This is a genomic window from Micromonospora sp. AKA38 (assembly GCF_027925725.1).
In the GTDB taxonomy this organism is placed as follows: Bacteria; Actinomycetota; Actinomycetes; order Mycobacteriales; family Micromonosporaceae; genus Micromonospora.
The window spans coordinates 1,388,234-1,407,619 of record NZ_BNEI01000005.1 but is presented as its reverse complement, the minus strand read 5'-3'; the positions used below and the strand labels follow the sequence as shown (position 1 = coordinate 1,407,619).

The window sequence follows — 19,386 nt, the reverse complement described above, 5'->3', positions numbered from 1 at the left end:
TGGATAATCCCCGTCGGCGGTGCCCCGGTCAAGGGGTCGCCGGCGGATAGAGCCCGTCGAGGAGGCGGTGCACGAACGCGCGGAACTCCCGACGCTCCCGCGCCTCGGAGCCGGCGCCCGCGGCCAGCGCCACCACGTGCCCGTGCACCGCCCAGACCAGGCTGCGCACCGTCACGTGCGGGGCCGGCTCGACCAGCGCCCCGGCCGCCGACGCGGCGGCGAGCAACTGCTCGACCTGCGCGTACAGCGGGGCGGCGTAGCGCCGGTCCAGCTCGGTGTGCCGCCGCGGCTCCAGCCAGCGACGCAACCACAGCGCGGTGGTCTCCGGCCGGTCCTCCAGGAAGTCCACGAACACGTCGACCAGGTCGTGCAGCGCGCGTACCGCGTCGGCGGGCCCCGCGGCCAGCGCGGCGCGGGCGCGGTCCCCGGCCGCCTCCACCGCCTCCCGTTCGGCGCTGAACACCCGCGCGAAGCAGGCGTCGTAGAGCTGCGCCTTGGTGCCGGTGTGGTGCGCGACGGTGGCCACGTCGACGCCGGCCGCGGCGGCCACGTCGCGCACGCTGACCGCGTCGAAGCCCCGCTCGGCGAACAGCGCGGTGGCGGCGGCGAGCACCAGGTCGCGGGTGGGTCGCTGGTCGTCGCGGCGGGGCCGGCCCGGCCGGCGACGGGGCATGGTCATCCGGCCATTGTTCCCCCTACAATCCAGCATCCGTTGGATTGGGGTGGGCGTGCCCCGGGACAGGAGGCGGCGATGACCGGGGTGGACCCGCGGCGCGACACCGGCGCGCTGCCACGCGGCCCGCTGGTCGGGTTCGCCGCCGGCTCGCTGGGCATGGGCGTGTGGATCACCGTGCCGGGGCTGCTGCTGCTGTACTTCCTCACCGACGTCCTCGCGGTCGCGCCGTGGCTGGCCGGGCTGACGCTGCTGCTGCCGAAGGTCGCCGACGTGCTGCTGCACCCGTGGATCGGGCACCGCTGCGACGTCGAGCAGGCCCGCCGCGGCCACCGCCGGCGGCTGCTGCTGGCCGGCTGCGCGTTACCGGCGGCGTTCGCCGCCCTGTTCGCGGTGCCCGGCGGCCTCACCGGCGCGCCCGCCGCGGCCTGGGTGGCGGTGTGCTTCGTGGCCGGCAACCTGCTGTTCGCCGCCTACCAGGTGCCCTACCTGGCCACCCCGGCGGACCTGCGGATCGGCTACCACGAGCGGACCCGGCTGATGGCGTTCCGGATGGTGGTGCTCACGCTCGGCATCCTGGTCTCCGGGCTGCTGGCGCCGCTGCTGGCCGGCGGCGACGACGCCACCCGCGCCGGCTACCTGCGGATGGCCGGGGTGCTGGCGGCCGGAATGCTCGCCGCGATGCTCATCGGGGTGTCGGGCATCGGCCGGCTGCGCCGCGCGGCGGGCGACCCGGCGCTGCGGCACGCCACCGGCGGGTGGCGGTCGCTGACGGCGAGCCTGCGTGACCGGCAGTTCCGTCGGCTGGCCGGCGCGTACCTGGCCATGTCGACCACCACCCACCTCGTGCTGGCCGGGGTGCCCTACTACGCGCAGTACGAGCTGGGCCGCGCCCGGCTGACCACGGTGCTGGTGGCGGCGTTCGTCGCCCCGGCGCTGCTGGTCACGCCGGCCTGGTCGGCGCTGGCCCGGCGGGTCGGCAAGCAGCGTGCCCTGCTGGCCGCGCAGGCCGCGTTCGCGGCCGGGTCGCTGGTGCTGGCGGTCGGCCGGGCCGCCGGCCTGCCGGTGCTGGTCGCCGCCGTGACGGTGCTCGGGGTGGCGTTCGCCGGCATGCAGCTGCTGCCGTTCTCGATGCTGCCCGACGTGATCCGCGCCGCCGGCGCGCCACGCGCCGGCACCTACACCGGCGTGTGGACCGCCACCGAGGCCACCGGCGCGGCGCTCGGCCCGTACGCGTACGCGTTGTGCCTGACCGCCGGCGGGTTCGTCGCGTCGAGCGCCGGGGAGACCGTCACCCAGTCGGCGAGCGCCCTCACGGCGCTGCGGTACGGCTTCGGGCTGCTGCCCGCCGCCGTGATGGTGGTGGCGGTGCTGCTGCAACGCCGGTACACGCTCGACGGCGCGGCCCGCGCCGACGCCGGCCACTAGACTTCGCCCCCGATGGACGCCACCTCGCCCCCGACGGACACCGAACCCGCCACCGAGACCCGCCCCTGCGCCCACTGCGCCCGGGAGGTGCCGCAGCGTGTCGGCGCGGGCCGCCCGTTCCGCTACTGCCGGGACAACGACGGCGCCTGCCAGCGGGCCGCCCGCAACTCGCGGATGCGGCACCGCAACGCCCCCGGCCTGCCCGGGCAGGTGGCCCGCACCTGGGAGGCGGTGGACCGGCTCGACCAGATCGTGGAGACGCTCACCGAGGCGCTGCACGCCGAGCTGTCCCCCGCCGGCGTGGAACGCCAGCTCGCCGAGCTGCGCGCCGAAACGTCGGCGCAGGTCGCGGCCGCGCACGCGGAACGCGACGACGCCCGCCGCGACGCCGAGGACGCCGCCGCGTCGGCCACCCGCGACCGGCAGGACGCACGGGCCGCGCGCACCGACCGCGACGCGGCCCGGCAGCGCGCCGACGCCGCCGAGGCGGCGACCCGCGCGGCCGTCGAGCGGGCCGACGCCGCCGAGACCGCCCGCGACGCCGCCCGCGCCGAGGCCGGCGCCGCGCAGGCGCTGCGGGTGCAGGCCGAACGGGACCGCGACGCCGCGCGCGCCGAGCTGCGGACCGTGCGGGCCGAACGCGACGCCGAACGGCAGCGGGCCGCCGAGCTGACCGCCGACCGGGACACCGCCCGCGCCGACGCCGAACGCGCCACCCACGCCGCGGCCGAGGCGCTGGACCGGGCGCAGCGGGCCCGCGCCGACGCGGACGTGGCCCGCGCCGACGCCCAGGCCGCCCGGGCGCAGGCCACCGAGGACCGCCGGGCGGCGCGGGCCGCCGCCGAACGCGCCGACGCGCGGGCCACCGACGCGCAGCGGGCCCGCGCCGACGCCGAACGGGCCGACACCGCGCGCGCCGAGGCGGTGGCGGTGGCCGACGCGGCCCGCGCCGAGGCGACGGCGCTGCGGGCCGAGGCGACGGCGCTGCGGGCCGAGGCGACGGCGCTGCGGGCCGAACGGGAGGCGCTGGCCGCCGAGCTGGCCGAGGCCCGGCGGGCGGTGGACGTCGCGCAGGCGCGGGCCGCCGAGACGGCGGCGCGGCTGGCCGCGGCGGACACCGACCGCGACGCCGCCGAACGGCGCGCCGGGCAGCTCGCCGACCAGGTCAGCGACCTGGCCGGGGCGCTCGCGCGGCTCGGACGTCCCGCCTGACCGGATTCCGGTCGGGGCGCTCGCGCGGCTCGGCGCCGGCGCCGGTTGACCGGCCACGCAGCGGGACGGGGCAGCGCGGCGCCGGCCGGCCGGGCGAGGATCACGGCATGGGAAAGACGCATGAACGCATCGACGGCCGGTTGCGGGAGTTCATCGAGGCGCAGCCGATGTTCTTCGTCGCGACCGCCCCGTTGTCCGGCGACGGCACCGTCAACCTGTCACCCAAGGGGCTGCGCGGCTGCCTGGCGGTGCTCGACGCGCACACGGTGGCCTATCTGGACTTCGCCGGCAGCAACGCCGAGACCATCGCGCACCTGCGGGAGAACGGTCGGGTCACGCTGATGTGGTGCGCGTTCGCCGGCCCGCCGAACATCGTGCGGGTGCACGGGCGCGGCGAGCCGGTGTTCCGCGACGACCCGCGCTGGCCCGACCTGCTGCGGCACTTTCCCGACATCGACCCGGGACCGCACGGCCTGCGGGCGGTGATCGTGGTGCGCGCCGAGCTGATCCGCGACACGTGCGGCTACGCGGTGCCGCTGATGAGCTACGACACCGACCGGGACCTGCACGGGCGGCGGTTCGCCCGGGAGGACGACGCGTCGCTGTCGGCGTACTTCGCCGGCAAGGAACATGTCGCGACCAGCATCGACGGGCTGCCCGGCCTGCCGCTGCCGTTGCCGCCGACACCGGCGGTGTGAGCCGTCCGGCGCTGAGCCGACTCGCGGTAGCCGGTCAGTGGATGCCGGCCATCAGGCCGCGGATCTGCCGGGTGAACATCACCGCGGCCACCCCCAGCAGCACCGACGCCAGCCCGAACGTCAGGAAGTACGCCGACTGCGACCAGTTCTGCGCCAGCCGGGCGACCTGACCGCCGATCGCGTCGCCGACGGCGGTGGCGAGGAACCACAGGCCCAGCATCTGGCTGGCGTACTTCACCGGGGCCAGTTTCGTGGTGGCCGACAGGCCCACCGGGCTCAGCGACAACTCGCCGGCGACCTGGATCGCGTACACCGCGACCAGCCACCACGGGGAGACCAGGCCGCCGCCGACGGCGGCCTGCGCGGCGGCGGCCATCAGCACGAACGACAGGCCGTTGAGGACCAGGCCGACGGCGAACTTCGTCGGTGTCGACACCCGGTGACCCAGGCGCAGCCACAGCCAGGCGGCCAGCGGCGCGCCGATGATGATCAGGATCGGGTTGACCGACTGGAGCCAGGACGCCGGGAACGTGAACCCGGCCACGTTCCGGTCGGTGCGCTCGGCGGCGAAGATGTTCAGCACCGAGCCGGCCTGGTCGTAGATCAGCCAGAACGCGGCGGCGAACACGAACAGCCACACGTACGCCTTCATCCGGCGGCGTTCGGTGCCGCTGATCTCCCGGTCGGTGAGGATCCGCGCGAAGTAGCCGACGGTCACCAGCACGGTCACCGCGGTGAGCAGGTTGACCACCGTGTTCACGGTGAACCAGCCGGTCAGCAGCAACCCCAGCAGGACCACCAGCAGCACGACGGTGACCGCGCCGGCGCGGGTCAGCGCCCGCCGCCGGTCGGCGCCGAGCAGCGGGTCGGCGGGGCGGGCGCCGGCGTCGCCCAGGTTGCGGCGGCCCAGCACGTACTGCGCCACGCCGAAGGTCATGCCGACCGCGGCTGCCCCGAACCCCAGATGCCAGTTGATCTTCTCGCCGAGGAAGCCGGTGATCAGCGGCGCGATGAACGCGCCCAGGTTGATGCCCATGTAGAAGATCGAGAAGCCGGCGTCGCGGCGCGGCGAGTCCCGCTCGTACAGGTCACCGACCATGGTGGAGATGTTGGGTTTGAGCAGGCCGGTGCCGAGCACGATCAACGCCATGCCGGCGAACACGCTCCACCCGGTGGGCACCGCCATCACGTAGTGGCCGGCGGCGATCACCACGCCGCCCCACAGCACGCTGCGCCGCGCCCCGAGCAGCCGGTCGGCGACCCAGCCGCCGGGCAACGCCATCAGGTAGACCATCGCGTTGTAGGTGCCGTACACGGCGTTGGCGGTGGACTCGCCGATGCCGAGACCGCCGTCGGCGACCGTCGCGGTCAGGTACAGCACCAGGATGGCCCGCATGCCGTAGAAGCTGAACCGCTCCCACATCTCGGTGAGGAAGAGGGTGGACAGCGCCCGCGGGTGACCGAAGAAGGTCCGACCCGCGGGCGGTCGGGCCCCGACCGGCGCGTCACTGCTCATCGTCACCTCCGGCACGCATGGTGGGTAACATCCCCGGTGACGGGCGAAACACTCCAGCCGATTCGGGCGGCTGCCCCGGCCGGTTACCCTTGACGCTCCCGACCCGCGTACGGCCCGACCGGCGCGGGTGGGGAATGGGCGGGCGGTGACCGGCCGTTACACCTGAGGACCAGCACCACGAACGAGGGGAAGTCGATCATGGGCGAGCGTATGCTGCGCGGTAGCCGGCTGGGCGCGGTCAGCTACGAATCCGACCGCAACACGGAGCTCGCGCCGCGTCAGACCCGCGAGTACCTGTGCGCCAAGGGCCACCAGTTCGAGGTGCCGTTCGCCGTCGACGCGGAGGTCCCCACGACCTGGGAGTGCAAGTTCGACGGCAGCGTCGCCCGGCTGGTCGACGGCAACGAGCCGGAGCAGAAGAAGGCCAAGCCGCCGCGTACCCACTGGGACATGCTGCTGGAGCGGCGGTCCATCGCCGAGCTGGAGGACATCCTCGCCGAGCGGCTCCAGGAGGTCCGCACCCGCCGCGGGCGCGCCTGAGCACCGACAACGTCGAAGCGCCCCCGGGGAGATCATCCCCGGGGGCGCTTCGTCACGTCCGAGCTGGTCTCAGCGGTCCACGATCTCACCCTCGATGGCCGGGCCCGGCTGCGTCGACTGCCCCGCCGGCGGCGACTGCGGCGACGGTGCGGGCGCGGGCTGCGGCGCACCCGGGTACACCCGCACCCGACGCGGACCGAACAGGTCACCGGCAACCATCGACGACACCCGCCGCTCCGCGGTGCGGCGCACCCCACCACCGGCGAGGCGCCGCAGCGGCGGCACCAGCAGCAACAGCCCCACCGCGCCGCTGACCAGCCCCGGCAACGCCAACAACAGCGCACCCACGAGCCCCACCAGGCCGTCGGTCACCTGCGGCCCCGGCGGCTGGCCGGCCTGCGCGGCCGCCCGGAACCGCCGCCACGCCCGCATGCCCTCCCGGGGCAACAGCACCAGACCCAGCAACGACGCCGCGAACACCAGCAGCAGCGCCGCACCGAACCCGACGGCCCGCCCGACCAGGACAAAAACGGCCAGCTCCAGCAGCGTCAGCAGCAACAGAGCCAACGGTACGAATTTCAGTCCTCGGCGCATCTCACCTCATCGGCCCGCAAGTGTCGTCACGCCCCTCCAGCATGACACGCCCCCGCTCACGGCCACCGGGCCAACGCGTCCGGACGGCCCCGCACCGCCGCCCGACGGTCCCGCACCCCCCACCGGGTGACCCGCCACAACGCCTCCGCCACGATCAACGGACTCATCTTGCTGTCGCCGTGTTCCCGCTCGGCGAACGTGATCGGCACCTCCACGATGCGCACCCCGGCACGGTGCGCCAGCCGGGACAACTCCACCTGGAACGCGTACCCCTGCGACCGCACCGACCCCAGGTCGATGGCGTCCAGCACCGCCGACCGGTACACCCGGTAACCGCCGGTGGCGTCGCTGACCGGCATGCCCAACGCCACCCGCGCGTACAGGTTGCCGACCCGCGACAACAGCAGCCGCCGCCACGGCCAGTCCAACACCCGCGCGCCGCGCGTCCACCGCGAGCCGATCACCACGTCGGCGTCGCGGGCGGCGTCCAGCAGCGCCGGCAGGTCCTCCGGGGCGTGCGACCCGTCGGCGTCCATCTCCACCACCGCGTCGTAGCCACGCTCCCGCGCCCACCCGAACCCGGCCAGGTAGGCCGCGCCGAGACCGTCCTTGCCGGGCCGGTGCAGCACGTGCACCTGCGGGTCGACGCCGGAGATCGCGTCGGCGATGCCGCCGGTGCCGTCCGGGCTGTTGTCGTCGGCGACGAGCACGTCCACCACGGGCGCCGCCGCGCGGACCCGGGCGACGATCCGCCGCACGTTGTCCGCCTCGTTGTAGGTGGGGATGACCACCAGGACCCGCCCCACCCCGGGATGGCCGGTTTGCGCACCCACCGTCGTACCGCCTCTCCTCGGCTCAGCCGGGGACGACCTCCCGGCGTCGACGCGCCACGGCCGCGCCGAGCAGGACCGCGACCGCGAACGCCGCGAACGCCACCTCCGGCCACGCCCCGACCACGGTGGCCGGGGTACGCCCGTCCCCGAGTCGCATCTGCCGCACCACCACCTCGGCGGTGTTGAACCCGGTCGCACCGTCTACCCGCCCGTCCGGGGAAACGAACCCGGACACCCCCACCGTGGAGGCCATCAACGCGGCACGACCGTGCTCGACGGCCCGCAGCCGCACCATCGCCAACTGCTGACGGGCCTCCGCCACGTCGAACGTGGCGTTGTTGGTCTGCACCACCAGCAGCTGCGCGCCGCCGGTGACGGTGTCCCGCACGATGCCGTCGTAGGCGACCTCGAAACAGATCACGTCGCCGAGCGTGGCCACCCCGGCGTCCAACACCCCCGGCCGGTCACCGGGGACGAAATCGGACCGCACCCGGTCGACCTCGGCGCTGACCTTCCGGGCGATCGCCCGCAGCGGCACGTACTCGGCGAACGGCACCGGATGCCGCTTCGTGTACACCTGGGCCAGGTCGGGGCCGCCGCCGGGCCGCCACAGCAGGCCGGCGTTGCGGACCTGACCCGCGCCGGGACCCAGCAGCACGGCGCCGACCAGGATCGGCGCGCCGATCGCGTCGGCGGCCTGCGAGATGCGGTAACCGGCCCCCGGGTTACGCAGCGGGTCGATGTCGCTGGAGTTCTCCGGCCACACCACCAGGTCGGGGCGCTGCGCCTCGCCGCGGCCGACCCGCTCGGCCAACTCGACGGTGGCGTCGACGTGGTTGTTGAGCACCGCCTGGCGTTGGGCGTTGAAGTCCAGCCCGAGACGCGGCACGTTGCCCTGCACGATCGCCACGGTGACGGTGTCCCCGCCGCCGCGCACCCCGACCGGGACGGCCGCCCCGGCGGCCAGCAACGCCACCAGCACGGCGGTCAGCGCGGCGACCGGCCGCCACTGCCCCACCGGGCGGCGCCAGTCCCGCCACGCCACGGCGAGCAACAACCCACCGGCGAGCGCCACGGCGAACGTGACAAGCGGCGCGCCGCCGAGCGCGGCCAGCCGCAGCAGCGGCGAGGTGTCCTGGCTGAACGCCAACCGCCCCCACGGGAACCCACCGAACGGCGTGCGGTCGCGCAGCGCCTCCTGCCCCACCCACAGCACCCCGGTCAGCAGCGGCCACCCCACCCGCCACCGGTCGGCCAACGGCGACACCCACGCGCTAGCGGCCCCCAGCAACGCCAGGTAGCCGGCCTGCAACAGCGACAACAGCGCCCACGGCAGCCAACCGGTGTGCAGATTCGTCCACTCCAGCAGCGGCGCGAACAACGCCACCCCGGCCAGGAAACCCAACCCGGCGCCGGCACGCAGCCGCCGCCGGTGCGCCGCGGCGGCCAGCAACGCCACCCCGACCGGCGCGAGGGGCCACAGCCCGTACGGCGGGAACGCCAACAGCAACGCCAGCCCGGCCGACACGGCGGCCGGCACGGCCAGCCTCAACGGCAGCGGACGCGCCACGGCGCCCGGGAGGCGTGCCCCGTCGGTGGCACGCGGCTGTTCCCGGTCGAGCGTCGTCACCGGCACCTCACCACGATCACGGGCCGAAGGCTACCCGGCCGCCCCGCCGACCTGCCCGTAGGTGGCCCGCCAACGGAAATCGGGGCGCGGCCCAAGCCGCGCCCCGATGCTCCCAGGCCCTTCCCGGCCGGTGGGGCGAGGACGATCGGCGCCGACCTTCGGACCGACCGGACGTGGACTGGCTGCCCCCGCCTGGCCGTTGTCTACTGGCCGTTCCTCTCACCCTGCCCGTACACCGGTAACCGCGACCGGTTCGCGCCGCCCCGCCGACCCCCGCCCGCTGGACCTGGCCGCCGCAACCTTCCGGTCGCTCGGCCAGCGGACGAGAGGACGAAACGAACAACAGCCGCTTCCCGTGGTAGGACTCAAAGACGGTACGGCGTGCACCCCCGCCGCTGTCAACCCACCCCGGCCTGTCGTGTGTTGCGCCACGGCGTGTCGCGTCGGCGCGTCTCGATACGCCGACAGCCGACGGGCGCCCCCCCGGCCGAAGGCTCAGCCGCCCAGATGCCGACAAAGCAACGCCGCCGCCGCACCCGGATGGTCGGCGGCGAGCAACCCACCGGCGGCCAGCACGTAGTCGACGTCGACGACGGCGCGCGCCGCCCGCGGCAGCGGCCACCCCCCGGCGTGGTCACCGAGCACCGCGGCGAGCACACCGGCGGCGTCGACCGGCGCGGCGTGCCGCAACACCCCACCCGAGCCGACCATCACCTTCACGTCACGCAGATCCCGGCCGGCGCGTTCACCGGTCGCCGCGCCCCGGGCATGCCGACGCAACGCCACCGTCGCGGCGAGCCCGGCGATCCGCCGCTCCACGGCCCGGTCCGCGTCGTCGGCGGGCAGGAACCCGGGATCCGCGGCCCGCACCGCCGCCGCAGCCGCCAGATCGTCGGCCTCCCCCACGGCGAGCAGCCGCTCCTCGGCGGCGGCCCGCACCACACCCGGGGCGCTCCACCGCATCCCCAGATCCCCCTCGACGGTACGGGCCCGCCACAGCGTGCCGGCGACCTCCTGACCGGGGCCGCTGTCCCGCTCGTCGGGAGTGAGCACCGAATAGACATCGGTGGTGGCGCCACCCACGTCGACGACGGCCAGGTCCCCGCCCAGCGCGTCGGCGAGAACCTCCACACCGGTGAGCACCGCGTCCGGCGTCGCGGCCCGCACCAACCGGGCGAACCGACCACCGCGGGACAACTTCTTACCGCCGATGACGTGCCGCAGGAACACCTCCCGGATCGCCGCGCGGGCCGGGCCGGGCGTCAGCACCCCGATCCGCGGCAACACATTGTCCGCGGCGGTGACCGGCACCCCCGCCGCGGACAACACGGCACACAGATCGCCCCGGACGTCGACGTTGCCGGCGAGCACCACCGGCACCCGCCAGCGCGCCCGCGCCAACCGGGTCGCGTTGTGGGTGAGGGTGTCCGCGTCACCGCCGTCGGTGCCACCGACGAGTAGCACCACATCGGGCCGGGCGGCGCGCAACGCCGCCAGATCGGCCCGCCCGAGCCGCCCGGCGGCCACGTGCACCACGTTCGCCCCGGCGGACAACCCGACCCGCCGGCCGGCCTGAGCCGTCACCAGCGGCTCGTAGCCGACCACGGCCAGCCGCAGACCACCCCCCGCCGACGAACACACATACCAGGGCAGCTCCCCGCCGGCCAGCCCGGCGGTGGCGGCGCCCACCGCCGCGTCCAGACCGTGCAACACGTCGGTGCCCACCGTGGTCGGCGCGGCCGCCGCGCCGACCAGCCGACCACCGTCGAGGTCCACCACCGCGGCCTTCGTGTACGTCGACCCGACATCGGCGCAGACGGCGAGGTTCACGCGCCGCTGCCCTTCGTCAGCGACGCCGGTCGCCGCACAACCGTGCTCACGCCGCTGGGGGAACGACCACCGCGCCGGTGGCGGTGACCGCCACGACCGGCTCGGTGAGCACCTCGGCGGCCGACTCACCCCGGTCGGGGCGGCCCCGGCACACCACCCGCGCGGCGAAGTCGATGGTGCGGCTGCGGGTACCGACCCGGGTTACGGTCGCGACCACCTCCAACACGTCACCGGCCTTCATCGGCGCCCGGAACTGCACGTCGGAGTAGGACGCGAACAGCCCCTCGTCGCCGTCGGTACGGATGCACACCTCGGTGGCCACGTCCCCGAACAACCCCAGGGCGTACGCCCCGTCCACCAGGTTCCCGGCGTAGTGGGCGTGCGAGTACGGCACATACCGGCGGTGCGTGACGGTCAACCCCACCCGGGGATCCTGCTCGCTCAACTGCTCGCCTTCCTGGAGGTGATCAACGCGTGCACGAGGTAACTGGCCACCTCGCCCGGAGTCGTCCCGCGACCGAAGATCCGGTCCACGCCCAACTCGTCGGTCATGGTCTCGTCGAAACGCGGCCCACCCACGATCAACAGGGGCCGCCGCCCGGCCGGCATCGCCTCCCGGAACGCCGCCGACATCTCCCGCGTGTTGTGCAGGTGCGCGTCACGCTGCGTCACCACCTGCGACACCAGCACCGCGTCGGCCCTCTCCTTCCGGGCCGCCTCGACCAGCTCCGGCACACTCACCTGCGCACCCAGGTTGCTGACCCGCAACTCCCGGTAGTACTCCAGGCCCTTCTCCCCGGCGATGCCCTTCACGTTCAGGATCGCATCGATGCCCACGGTGTGCGCGTCCGTGCCGATACACGCCCCCACCACCGACAACTTACGACGCATCCGCTGCTTCACCACCGCGTTGACCTCCTTGGCCGACAGCAGCGGAAAGTCCCGCTCCACCACCTGCACCCTGTCCAGGTCGACCAGATGGTTCACCCGCCCGTACACCACGAAGAACGTGAACCCGTCCCCGATCGGCTTGGCGTGCACCAGCATCGCCGGATCCATGCCCATCTTGTTCGCCAACTGCACCGCGGCGCCCTCGGCCCGCTTGTCGTGCGGCACCGGCAACGTGAACGACACCTGCACCATGCCGTCACCCGTGGTGTCCCCGTACGGCCGCACCACCGACTTCCCCGTCATGAGGGCTGCTCCAGGATCTCCGTCGCCGGGTTGTAGTAGTCACCCTCGTGCCGCGCCACCCCGTCCAGGCCCTTGCCCCGGTCCGCCGGCCGCTTCATGATCCCGAACGTGCCCTCGGCGATCGCCGTCAACAACGACTGCTCCCCGATCCGCTCCAGCAACTCCACCGCCTCACCCAACACCCGGTGCGCCCGCTGCTGGATGAACCCGCCCGGCGCCGGCACGAAATCCTCGTGCAACCCACCCGCCGCGCCCAACACGTACCGCACGTTCTGCAACGCGACGTCCCGGTCCGACAGCCACGGCGTCACCACCGCCTCCGTCATCATCCCCACCAGCAGAATGCCCTGCCCCGTCATCGTCCCCACCAGATTGAAGAACCCGTCCAACAGGTTCCCCCGGAACACGTCCCCGGTCATGTGCTTCGTCGGCGGCATCCACTTCAACGGCGCGTCCGGGAACAACTCCCGCGCCAACAACGCATGCGCCAACTCCAACCGGAACGACTCCGGCACATCCGGATTGATCTCGAACGCGTGCCCCAGCCCCAACAACCCGTCCGACAACCCCGCCTCGTGCGCGAAGAACTCGTTGAGCAACTGCGACACCGTCACCGTGTGCGCCTCGTCCACCGCGTCCGCCGTGGTCAGGTAGTTGTCCTCACCGGTGTTGATGATGATCCCCGCCCGCGCGTGCACCTGCCGCGAGAACCGCTGATCCACGAACGTCCGGATCGGGTTGATGTCCCGGAACAGAATCCCGTACATCGAGTCGTTGAGCATCATGTCCAGCCGCTCCAGGCCCGCGAGGGTCGCCATCTCCGGCATGCACAGCCCCGACGCGTAGTTCGTCAACCGCACGTACCGGCCCAACTCCCGCGACGTCTCGTCCAACGCCGCCCGCATCAACCGGAAGTTCTCCTGCGTCGCGTACGTGCCCGCGAACCCCTCCCGGGTCGCCCCCTCCGGCACGTAGTCCAACAACGACTGCCCCGTCGACCGGATCACCGCGATCACGTCCGCGCCCGCCCGCGCCGCCGCCTGCGCCTGCGGAATGTCCTCGTAGATGTCCCCCGTCGCCACGATCAGATAGATCCACGGCCGCTGCTTCGGATCCCCGTGCCGCTTGACCAGCCGATCCCGCTCCGCGCGCCGCCGGTCGATCTGCCGGATCCCCGCCGCGACCGCCTTCCGGGCCGCCCGCCGCGCCGCCGTCGCCGCCTTGCCAGACGGCACCCCGAACCGCACCGACCCCGCCGCCGCCTTCTGCGCCAGCAACGTCACATCCGAGACGCCCTCCCGCGCCAACGCGTCGAACACCGGCACCGCCACCCCGTGACCCAGGCCCACATCCGCCACCACGGCGTCCACCAGCCGGTTCACCCACGGAATACCGTCCGGGTCCGCGCCCGACACCCCGGCCAGCCGCAGCACCGCCCGCTCCACCGACACCGTGGTGTGGCTGCGCGCCAGATCCACCACCGGCTGCCCCGCCCGACGCGCCAACTCCCGCGCCCGCGACACCAGCACCGGATCCAGCCCAAGCTTCCCTGTCACGAAGACCCTTCCTGATAGATCACGTCACCGCGCAACACCGTCGCCCGACACACCGGCAGCGGCGTCGGATCATCCGGCCCCCGCAACTCCGGATCCGCCGCCAACAGCACCGGCAACCCCCGCTCCACCCCGGCCGGCGCATCCCACACCGCGAACGTCGCCGGCGCCCCCAACGCCAACACCCCCTCGCTGTCCAGATGCACCGCCCGCCACCCACCCCGGGTGTGCGCCGCGAACGCCGCCCGCACACTCATCCGCTGCGACGGATTGTGATGCGCCGCCGCCGCCCGCACCGAACCCCACGGATCCAACGGCGTCACCGGCGAATCCGACCCGAACGCCAACGCCACCCCCACCCCGTGCATCGCACCCATCGGATTCGACTCCAACGACCGGGACAAACCCAACCGCGACTCGTACATCCGACCCGCGCCACCCCACAACCTGTCGAACGCCGGCTGCATCGACGCCACGATCCCGAACTCCACGAACCCGGCGATCAACCGCTTGCTCATGATCTCCGCGTGCTCCACCCGGTGCCGCGCCGCCCGCAACCGCTCCGTGCCCACCCTCTCCGCCGCCGCCGCGAACCCCGCCAACACCGTGCCGATCGCCGCGTCCCCGATCGCGTGGAACCCGCCCTGCATCCCGTGCGCCGCACAGTCCAACAAATGATCACGAACCTGCTCCGCCGACACGTACCCGTGCCCACACGCCCCCGGCTCCCCGTCCAGGTACGCCGCCGACACGTGCGCCGTCCGCGACCCCAACGCCCCGTCCGCGAACAGATCCCCACCCGCACCCACCGCACCCAACTCCCGGGCCTTCGCCGCACCCAACAGCTCACCCCAGTACCCGTACACCTCCGGCACCCCGGCCCCCGAGATGCCCAACAACCCGGTGAAGTCCTCCTCATCCGAAATGCCCGGACCACCGCACTCGTGCACCGCCGCGATCCCCAACGACGCCGCATGCCCCAACGCCCGCCGCTGCGCCGACACCCGCTGCGCCCGCGTCACCGACCCGAACGCCGCCGCCCGCACCACATGATGCGCGTCCCGCCGCAACCAACCCGACGGGTCGTACCCCGCCACCGACGACGCCTCCGGACACGCCGCCAGCAACGCCGCCGACACCAACGCCGAATGGATCGACGCCTGCGACAGATACACCCGCCGCCCACCCGCCGCCCGGTCCACCGCCGCCGCGTCCGGCACCACCGGCGTCACCCACGTCGACTCGTCCCACCCGTGCCCCAACACCACCGCGTCACCCGGCAACCCCGCCGCGAACGCCGACACCGCGTCCAACAGCTCCCCGGCCGACCGCACCCCCGACAGATCCAGCCCCGACAACGCCAGACCGGTATCCGTCGCGTGCACGTGCGCGTCCACGAACGCCGGCGTCACCAACGCACCGTCCAACTCCACCACCCGGTCCGCCGACGGCGCCTCCGCGTCCGCACCCAACCAGGCGATCCGCCCGTCCCGCACCAACAACGCCGTCGCGCTCGGCTCGGCCGGACAATGCAACACTCCACCGCGGTACAGCGTCGAGGGGTTCGTCATGACCTCAGTCTGCCGCCAGCCGCGCCTCGAACAGACCACGCACCCCCGGCTCGGACCGCAACAACTCCAACGCCAGCTCCGCGTGCCCCGGCACGAACCCGTTCCCCACCAGCATCGTCACGTCCGCCGCCAGACCCTCCGCGCCCAACGCCGCCGCCGCGAAACTCGTCGCCATCGAGAAAAAGATCACCGTCCCGCCGTCCGCCGTGGCCAACACCGCGCCGTGCTCACAACCCGGCACGTCCACGCACACCACCGTCACGTCCGCCGGCACCCCCAACGCCGTGGTCACCGCCGACGACAACCCCACCGGATCCCGCGCGTCCGCGAGCGCCACCGCGTCGGCCAACCCGGCCGCCGTCAGCGCGTCCCGCTCCGCCGCCACCGGCACCACCCCGACCGTACGACCCGCGCCCGCGCGCCGCGCCGCCGCCAGGGACAACGACCCGCTCTTGCCGGCCCCACCGATCACCGCCACCGACACCGGACGCGCGTCACCCTCCCGGGCCCGCCGCGCCACCTGCTCGGCCACCACCCGCCCCGTCAACGCCGGCGCCCCGCACACGTCCAGCACGGCCAGGGACAGCTCCGGATGCAGATCCGCCGGCAGCACCGCCGCGATCGACCGGGCGAACAGGATCGCGTACCCGTCACACGGCACCTGCTCGCTGCGCCCGTCCCACCTTTCCAGGCCGTCGGAGATCGTCAACGGCGTCAGCGTCAACGACACCAGCGTGGCCACCCGGTCGCCCGCGCGCAGCCCCAGCGGGGACCGCCGGCCCGCCTCCTCCACCGTGCCGATCAGCATCCCCCCGGACCCGGTCACCGGATTCTGCATCTTCCCCCGGGTCGAGATGATCTCCAGCACCTCGGCGCGGACCTTCTCGCCGTCCCCGCCGTGCTTCTCCGCCAGCTGCCGGAAACTCGCCGCGTCCAGGTTCAGCCGCTCCACCCGGATCCGCACCTCGTTCGCCGCGATCCGCGGGTCGGCGTCCAGCCGCCAGGCCGCCTGCGGCAGCACCCCCGCCGGTTCCACGACTCGGTGCAGACCCACCGGTGACGTCACGCCGACCCCCTACGTCCAGCCGCCCGAACCCCGGGGTGGGGTTCGCGTCGCGGGAAAACTTACGGCAGACTAATTTCTTCACCGCAGATTTTCCAGTAGCCTTCGCAAGGTTGATCAACCCGCACCGCAGACGAGGAGGGGCCGTGACCCAGACCCAACCGGTGGAGACCATCCCGACGCCCCGCTCCACGCCGGTCGCCGTCCCCGCCGCCGGACAGCCCTACGAATATCGGCGCGCCCCCCTGGTCGAACCCGACTGGACCCGCTTCCCCGGCTGGCGGCACGTCACCCGCGAACAGTGGGAGAACGCCCAGTGGCAGCGCGTCAACTGCGTCAAGAACATCAAGCAGCTCCGCGCCGTCCTCGGCGACACCGTCGACGAGACCTTCTACGCCGACCTCGAAGCGGACCAGAAGGCCCTGGCCACCATGTCCATGCTGGTGCCGCCACAAATGATCAACACGATGGTGCCGTTCGCGCCCATGACCACCGAGGCGCTGCTCGCTGACCCGATCCGCCGTTACATGATCCCGGTCGCCTCCGACCGGCGCACCGACTGGCCCTCGCACCCCTACGCCAGCCGCGACAGCCTCCACGAACACGACATGTGGGTCGCCGAGGGCCTCACCCACCGCTACCCCACCAAGGTCCTCGCCGAGCTGCTCTCCACGTGCCCGCAGTACTGCGGTCACTGCACCCGCATGGACCTCGTCGGCAACTCCACCCCCGCCGTCGACAAGCTCAAGCTGACGCTCAAGCCCGTCGACCGCTACGACGCCCACATCGCCTACCTCAAGGCCCATCCCGGCGTACGCGACGTGGTCGTCTCCGGCGGCGACGTCGCCAACGTGCCCTGGCGCAACCTTGAGTCCTACCTCATGCGCCTGCTGGAGATCGAAACCATCCGCGACATCCGGCTCGCCACCAAGGCCCTGATGGGCCTGCCCCAGCACTGGCTCCAGCCCGACGTCGTGGAGGGCCTCGAACGCGTCGCCCGCACCGCCGCCCGGCGCGGCGTCAACCTCGCCATCCACACCCACGTCAACCACGCCCAGTCGCTGACCCCGCTGGTCGCCCGGGCCGCCCAGACCGCCCTCGACGTCGGCGTCCGCGACGTCCGCAACCAGGGCGTGCTGATGCGCGGCGTCAACGCCACCAGCGCCGACCTGCTCGACCTCTGCTTCGCGCTCCAGGGCGAGACGGGCATCCTGCCGTACTACTTCTACATGTGCGACATGATCCCCAACGCCGAGCACTGGCGGGTCCCGGTCTGGCACGCCCAGCAGCTCCAGCACGACATCATGGGCTACCTGCCCGGCTACGCCACCCCGCGCATCGTCTGCGACGTGCCGTTCGTCGGCAAGCGCTGGGTGCACATGCTCACCGACTACGACCGTGAGCGTGGCATCTCGTACTGGACGAAGAACTACCGCACCTCGATCGAGTCCGCCGACCTGGAGGCGCTCAACAAGCGCTACGCCTACTACGACCCGATCGACACGCTGCCCGAGGCCGGCCAGTCCTGGTGGCACGCCCACCGCGACGACTGACCCACCGACGCACACCCGACGGCGGGCCACCGGAGTCCCGGTGGCCCGCCGTCGTCCGTCGTCACTTCTCGAACGCGTCCTTGACGTCGCGGCCGGCCTGCTTCACGTTCTCCCCGGCCTGCTTGGCGCGCGCCGTGCTCTGCTCGCTGGCGCCCTCGGCCCGCAACCGCTCGTTGTCGGTCACGTCACCGATGCGCTCCTTGGCCATGCCGCTCATCTCCTGGGCCTTGTTCTTCGCCTTGTCGGTGAAGCTCATGTCGCCCTCCTCGTCTGGGCTGCGCGTTCCTCCTGTCGCGTCCCCGGTGCGTCGGATCGCAAACACGTGTGGTGGCACACCACGCCTAAAGCGTCCTAGGACAATAGGGTGAAGGTGGGTGCCGGGCGGGTCGAGTCCCCGCGTGGTTGACTGAGCCGATGAACGAGATCCTGCTGGTAAGGCACGGCGAGACCACCTGGAGCGCCAGCCACCGGCACACCTCGTACACCGATCTGGAGCTGACCGCCGACGGCGAGCGGCAGGCCCGCGCGCTCGCTCCCCTGCTCGCCGGCCGACGCTTCGTGCGGGTGCTGTCCAGCCCCCGGCAGCGGGCCACCCGCACCGCGCTGCTGGCCGGGCTCACCGTCGACGCCACCGACCCCGAGCTGGCCGAGTGGAACTACGGCGAGTACGAGGGCCGCACCACCGCGGCCATCCAGGAGGAACGACCGGGCTGGAGCATCTGGACCGACGGCGGCCCCGGCGGGGAGTCACCGGACGCCGTCGGCGCCCGCCTGGACCGGGTCCTCGACCGGGTCGTGCCGCTGCTGGAGCACGGCACCGTCGCGTTGGTCGGGCACGGCCACAGCCTGCGGGTGCTCGGGGCACGCTGGATCGGGCTGCCGCCGTCGGCCGGCGGGCTGCTGCGGCTGGACACCGCCACGCTCAGCGTGCTCGGTCACGAGCACGGCCGGCGGGTCATCCAGCGGTGGAACCTGCCGGCTCCGACGACGACCGGGGACGGCCCCGACCAGGCAGCTCGCCACTGATCTTCGGCGGCCGGTTCTCGTAGGGCGTGGACAGCACCACGGTGGTGCGGGTGGTGACGTTCGCGGCGATGCGGATCTCCTGCAGCAGCCGTTCCAGGTCGGCCGGGCCGGCCACCCGCACCAGCAGGAGATAGAAATCCTCCCCCGCGACCGAGTAGCAGGAATCGATCTCGGGCAGGTGGGCCAGCCGCTCCGGCGCGTCGTCGGGCTGCGACGGGTCGAACGGCCGGATCGCCACGAAGGCGGTCAACGGCAGCTCCAGCGCCTCGAACGACACGCGGGCGGCGTACCCCTTGATCACGCCGCGCTGCTCCAGCCGGCGGACACGCTGGTGCACGGCGGACACCGACAGGCCCACCCGCTCGGCCAGATCCGTGTACGACAGGCGACCGTCCCCGGTCAGCGCGGCCACGATCGCGCGGTCGATCTCCTCCACGCGCTGCAACCTACCGGAGATAGCGCTCCCACGCCG

At 73.4% G+C, this 19,386-nt stretch carries 19 protein-coding genes; 6 read left to right on the top strand and 13 right to left on the bottom strand.

The genetic code is table 11. The features are described 5' to 3' along the window. Positions 1-28: 28 nt before the first annotated feature. Positions 29-679 (bottom strand): TetR/AcrR family transcriptional regulator, encoded by a 651-nt coding sequence (locus TPA0908_RS23075; protein ID WP_281941180.1) that lies wholly within the window; start codon positions 677-679, stop codon positions 29-31. 72 nt (positions 680-751) lie between these two features. On the opposite strand from TPA0908_RS23075, the gene TPA0908_RS23070 reads away from it, so the two are divergent. From TPA0908_RS23070 to TPA0908_RS23060, 3 genes are all read left to right on the top strand, one after another. Continuing rightward, positions 752-2,101 carry an MFS transporter gene (locus TPA0908_RS23070; RefSeq protein WP_281941178.1) on the top strand — a complete coding sequence of 450 codons (1,350 nt, stop codon included), beginning with the start codon at positions 752-754 and terminating at the stop codon, positions 2,099-2,101. Positions 2,102-2,113: 12 nt separating this feature from the next. Beyond that, complete coding sequence (locus TPA0908_RS23065; RefSeq protein ID WP_281941177.1) at positions 2,114-3,313, top strand: hypothetical protein; 1,200 nt, start codon at positions 2,114-2,116, stop codon at positions 3,311-3,313. A 107-nt stretch (positions 3,314-3,420) separates the two neighbouring features. Further along, the gene (locus TPA0908_RS23060) at positions 3,421-4,011 is read left to right on the top strand and encodes a pyridoxamine 5'-phosphate oxidase family protein (RefSeq protein ID WP_281941175.1); all 591 of its coding nucleotides are present in this window, start codon (positions 3,421-3,423) and stop codon (positions 4,009-4,011) included. A 34-nt stretch (positions 4,012-4,045) separates the two neighbouring features. Here TPA0908_RS23060 and TPA0908_RS23055 read toward each other — a convergent pair whose 3' ends face one another. Next, a complete protein-coding gene (locus TPA0908_RS23055; protein WP_281941173.1) occupies positions 4,046-5,527 on the bottom strand; it encodes a peptide MFS transporter in 1,482 nt (493 codons plus the stop codon). Positions 5,528-5,725: 198 nt separating this feature from the next. On the opposite strand from TPA0908_RS23055, the gene TPA0908_RS23050 reads away from it, so the two are divergent. Then, a complete protein-coding gene (locus tag TPA0908_RS23050) occupies positions 5,726-6,067 on the top strand; it encodes an RNA polymerase-binding protein RbpA (protein ID WP_007460094.1) in 342 nt (113 codons plus the stop codon). 69 nt (positions 6,068-6,136) lie between these two features. Here the strand turns inward: TPA0908_RS23050 and TPA0908_RS23045 are convergent, their stop codons facing one another. From TPA0908_RS23045 to kdd, 9 genes are all read right to left on the bottom strand, one after another. After that, the gene (locus TPA0908_RS23045) at positions 6,137-6,661 is read right to left on the bottom strand and encodes an FxsA family protein (RefSeq protein ID WP_281941170.1); all 525 of its coding nucleotides are present in this window, start codon (positions 6,659-6,661) and stop codon (positions 6,137-6,139) included. Positions 6,662-6,717: 56 nt separating this feature from the next. Then, positions 6,718-7,494, bottom strand: coding sequence for a polyprenol monophosphomannose synthase (locus tag TPA0908_RS23040; protein WP_281941168.1), 777 nt, complete (start codon positions 7,492-7,494; stop codon positions 6,718-6,720). A gap of 22 nt (positions 7,495-7,516) precedes the next feature. Then, positions 7,517-9,064 (bottom strand): apolipoprotein N-acyltransferase, encoded by a 1,548-nt coding sequence (gene lnt, locus TPA0908_RS23035; protein WP_281942666.1) that lies wholly within the window; start codon positions 9,062-9,064, stop codon positions 7,517-7,519. A 555-nt stretch (positions 9,065-9,619) separates the two neighbouring features. Next, entirely contained in the window at positions 9,620-10,954 is a 1,335-nt protein-coding gene (locus TPA0908_RS23030) for a glutamate mutase L (RefSeq protein ID WP_281941166.1), read from the bottom strand. Between the two features lie 46 nt (positions 10,955-11,000). Next, on the bottom strand, positions 11,001-11,399 hold the full coding sequence (gene kal / locus TPA0908_RS23025; protein ID WP_281941163.1) for a 3-aminobutyryl-CoA ammonia lyase: 399 nt from the start codon (positions 11,397-11,399) through the stop codon (positions 11,001-11,003). Continuing rightward, entirely contained in the window at positions 11,396-12,148 is a 753-nt protein-coding gene (gene kamE / locus TPA0908_RS23020; protein WP_281941161.1) for a lysine 5,6-aminomutase subunit beta, read from the bottom strand. The genes kal and kamE overlap by 4 nt, the downstream gene beginning before the upstream one ends. Beyond that, positions 12,145-13,704, bottom strand: coding sequence for a lysine 5,6-aminomutase subunit alpha (gene kamD, locus TPA0908_RS23015; RefSeq protein ID WP_281941159.1), 1,560 nt, complete (start codon positions 13,702-13,704; stop codon positions 12,145-12,147). The genes kamE and kamD overlap by 4 nt, the downstream gene beginning before the upstream one ends. Further along, entirely contained in the window at positions 13,701-15,272 is a 1,572-nt protein-coding gene (locus TPA0908_RS23010; RefSeq protein WP_281941157.1) for an amidohydrolase, read from the bottom strand. Before TPA0908_RS23010 ends, kamD begins: the two co-directional genes overlap by 4 nt. Positions 15,273-15,276: 4 nt before the next feature. After that, on the bottom strand, positions 15,277-16,338 hold the full coding sequence (gene kdd / locus TPA0908_RS23005) for an L-erythro-3,5-diaminohexanoate dehydrogenase (protein WP_458575196.1): 1,062 nt from the start codon (positions 16,336-16,338) through the stop codon (positions 15,277-15,279). Positions 16,339-16,481: 143 nt separating this feature from the next. On the opposite strand from kdd, the gene TPA0908_RS23000 reads away from it, so the two are divergent. Further along, a complete protein-coding gene (locus TPA0908_RS23000; RefSeq protein ID WP_374709240.1) occupies positions 16,482-17,888 on the top strand; it encodes a KamA family radical SAM protein in 1,407 nt (468 codons plus the stop codon). Positions 17,889-17,949: 61 nt separating this feature from the next. Here the strand turns inward: TPA0908_RS23000 and TPA0908_RS22995 are convergent, their stop codons facing one another. Then, entirely contained in the window at positions 17,950-18,144 is a 195-nt protein-coding gene (locus TPA0908_RS22995; RefSeq protein ID WP_091057359.1) for a CsbD family protein, read from the bottom strand. Positions 18,145-18,302: 158 nt separating this feature from the next. Here TPA0908_RS22995 and TPA0908_RS22990 point away from each other — a divergent pair, with 158 nt between their 5' ends. Further along, entirely contained in the window at positions 18,303-18,914 is a 612-nt protein-coding gene (locus tag TPA0908_RS22990; protein ID WP_281941154.1) for a histidine phosphatase family protein, read from the top strand. On the opposite strand, the gene TPA0908_RS22985 is transcribed toward TPA0908_RS22990, so the two are convergent. After that, positions 18,844-19,350 (bottom strand): Lrp/AsnC family transcriptional regulator, encoded by a 507-nt coding sequence (locus TPA0908_RS22985; RefSeq protein ID WP_281941152.1) that lies wholly within the window; start codon positions 19,348-19,350, stop codon positions 18,844-18,846. The two genes, TPA0908_RS22990 and TPA0908_RS22985, sit on opposite strands and share 71 nt — an antisense overlap. Between the last annotated feature and the right edge of the window lie 36 nt (positions 19,351-19,386).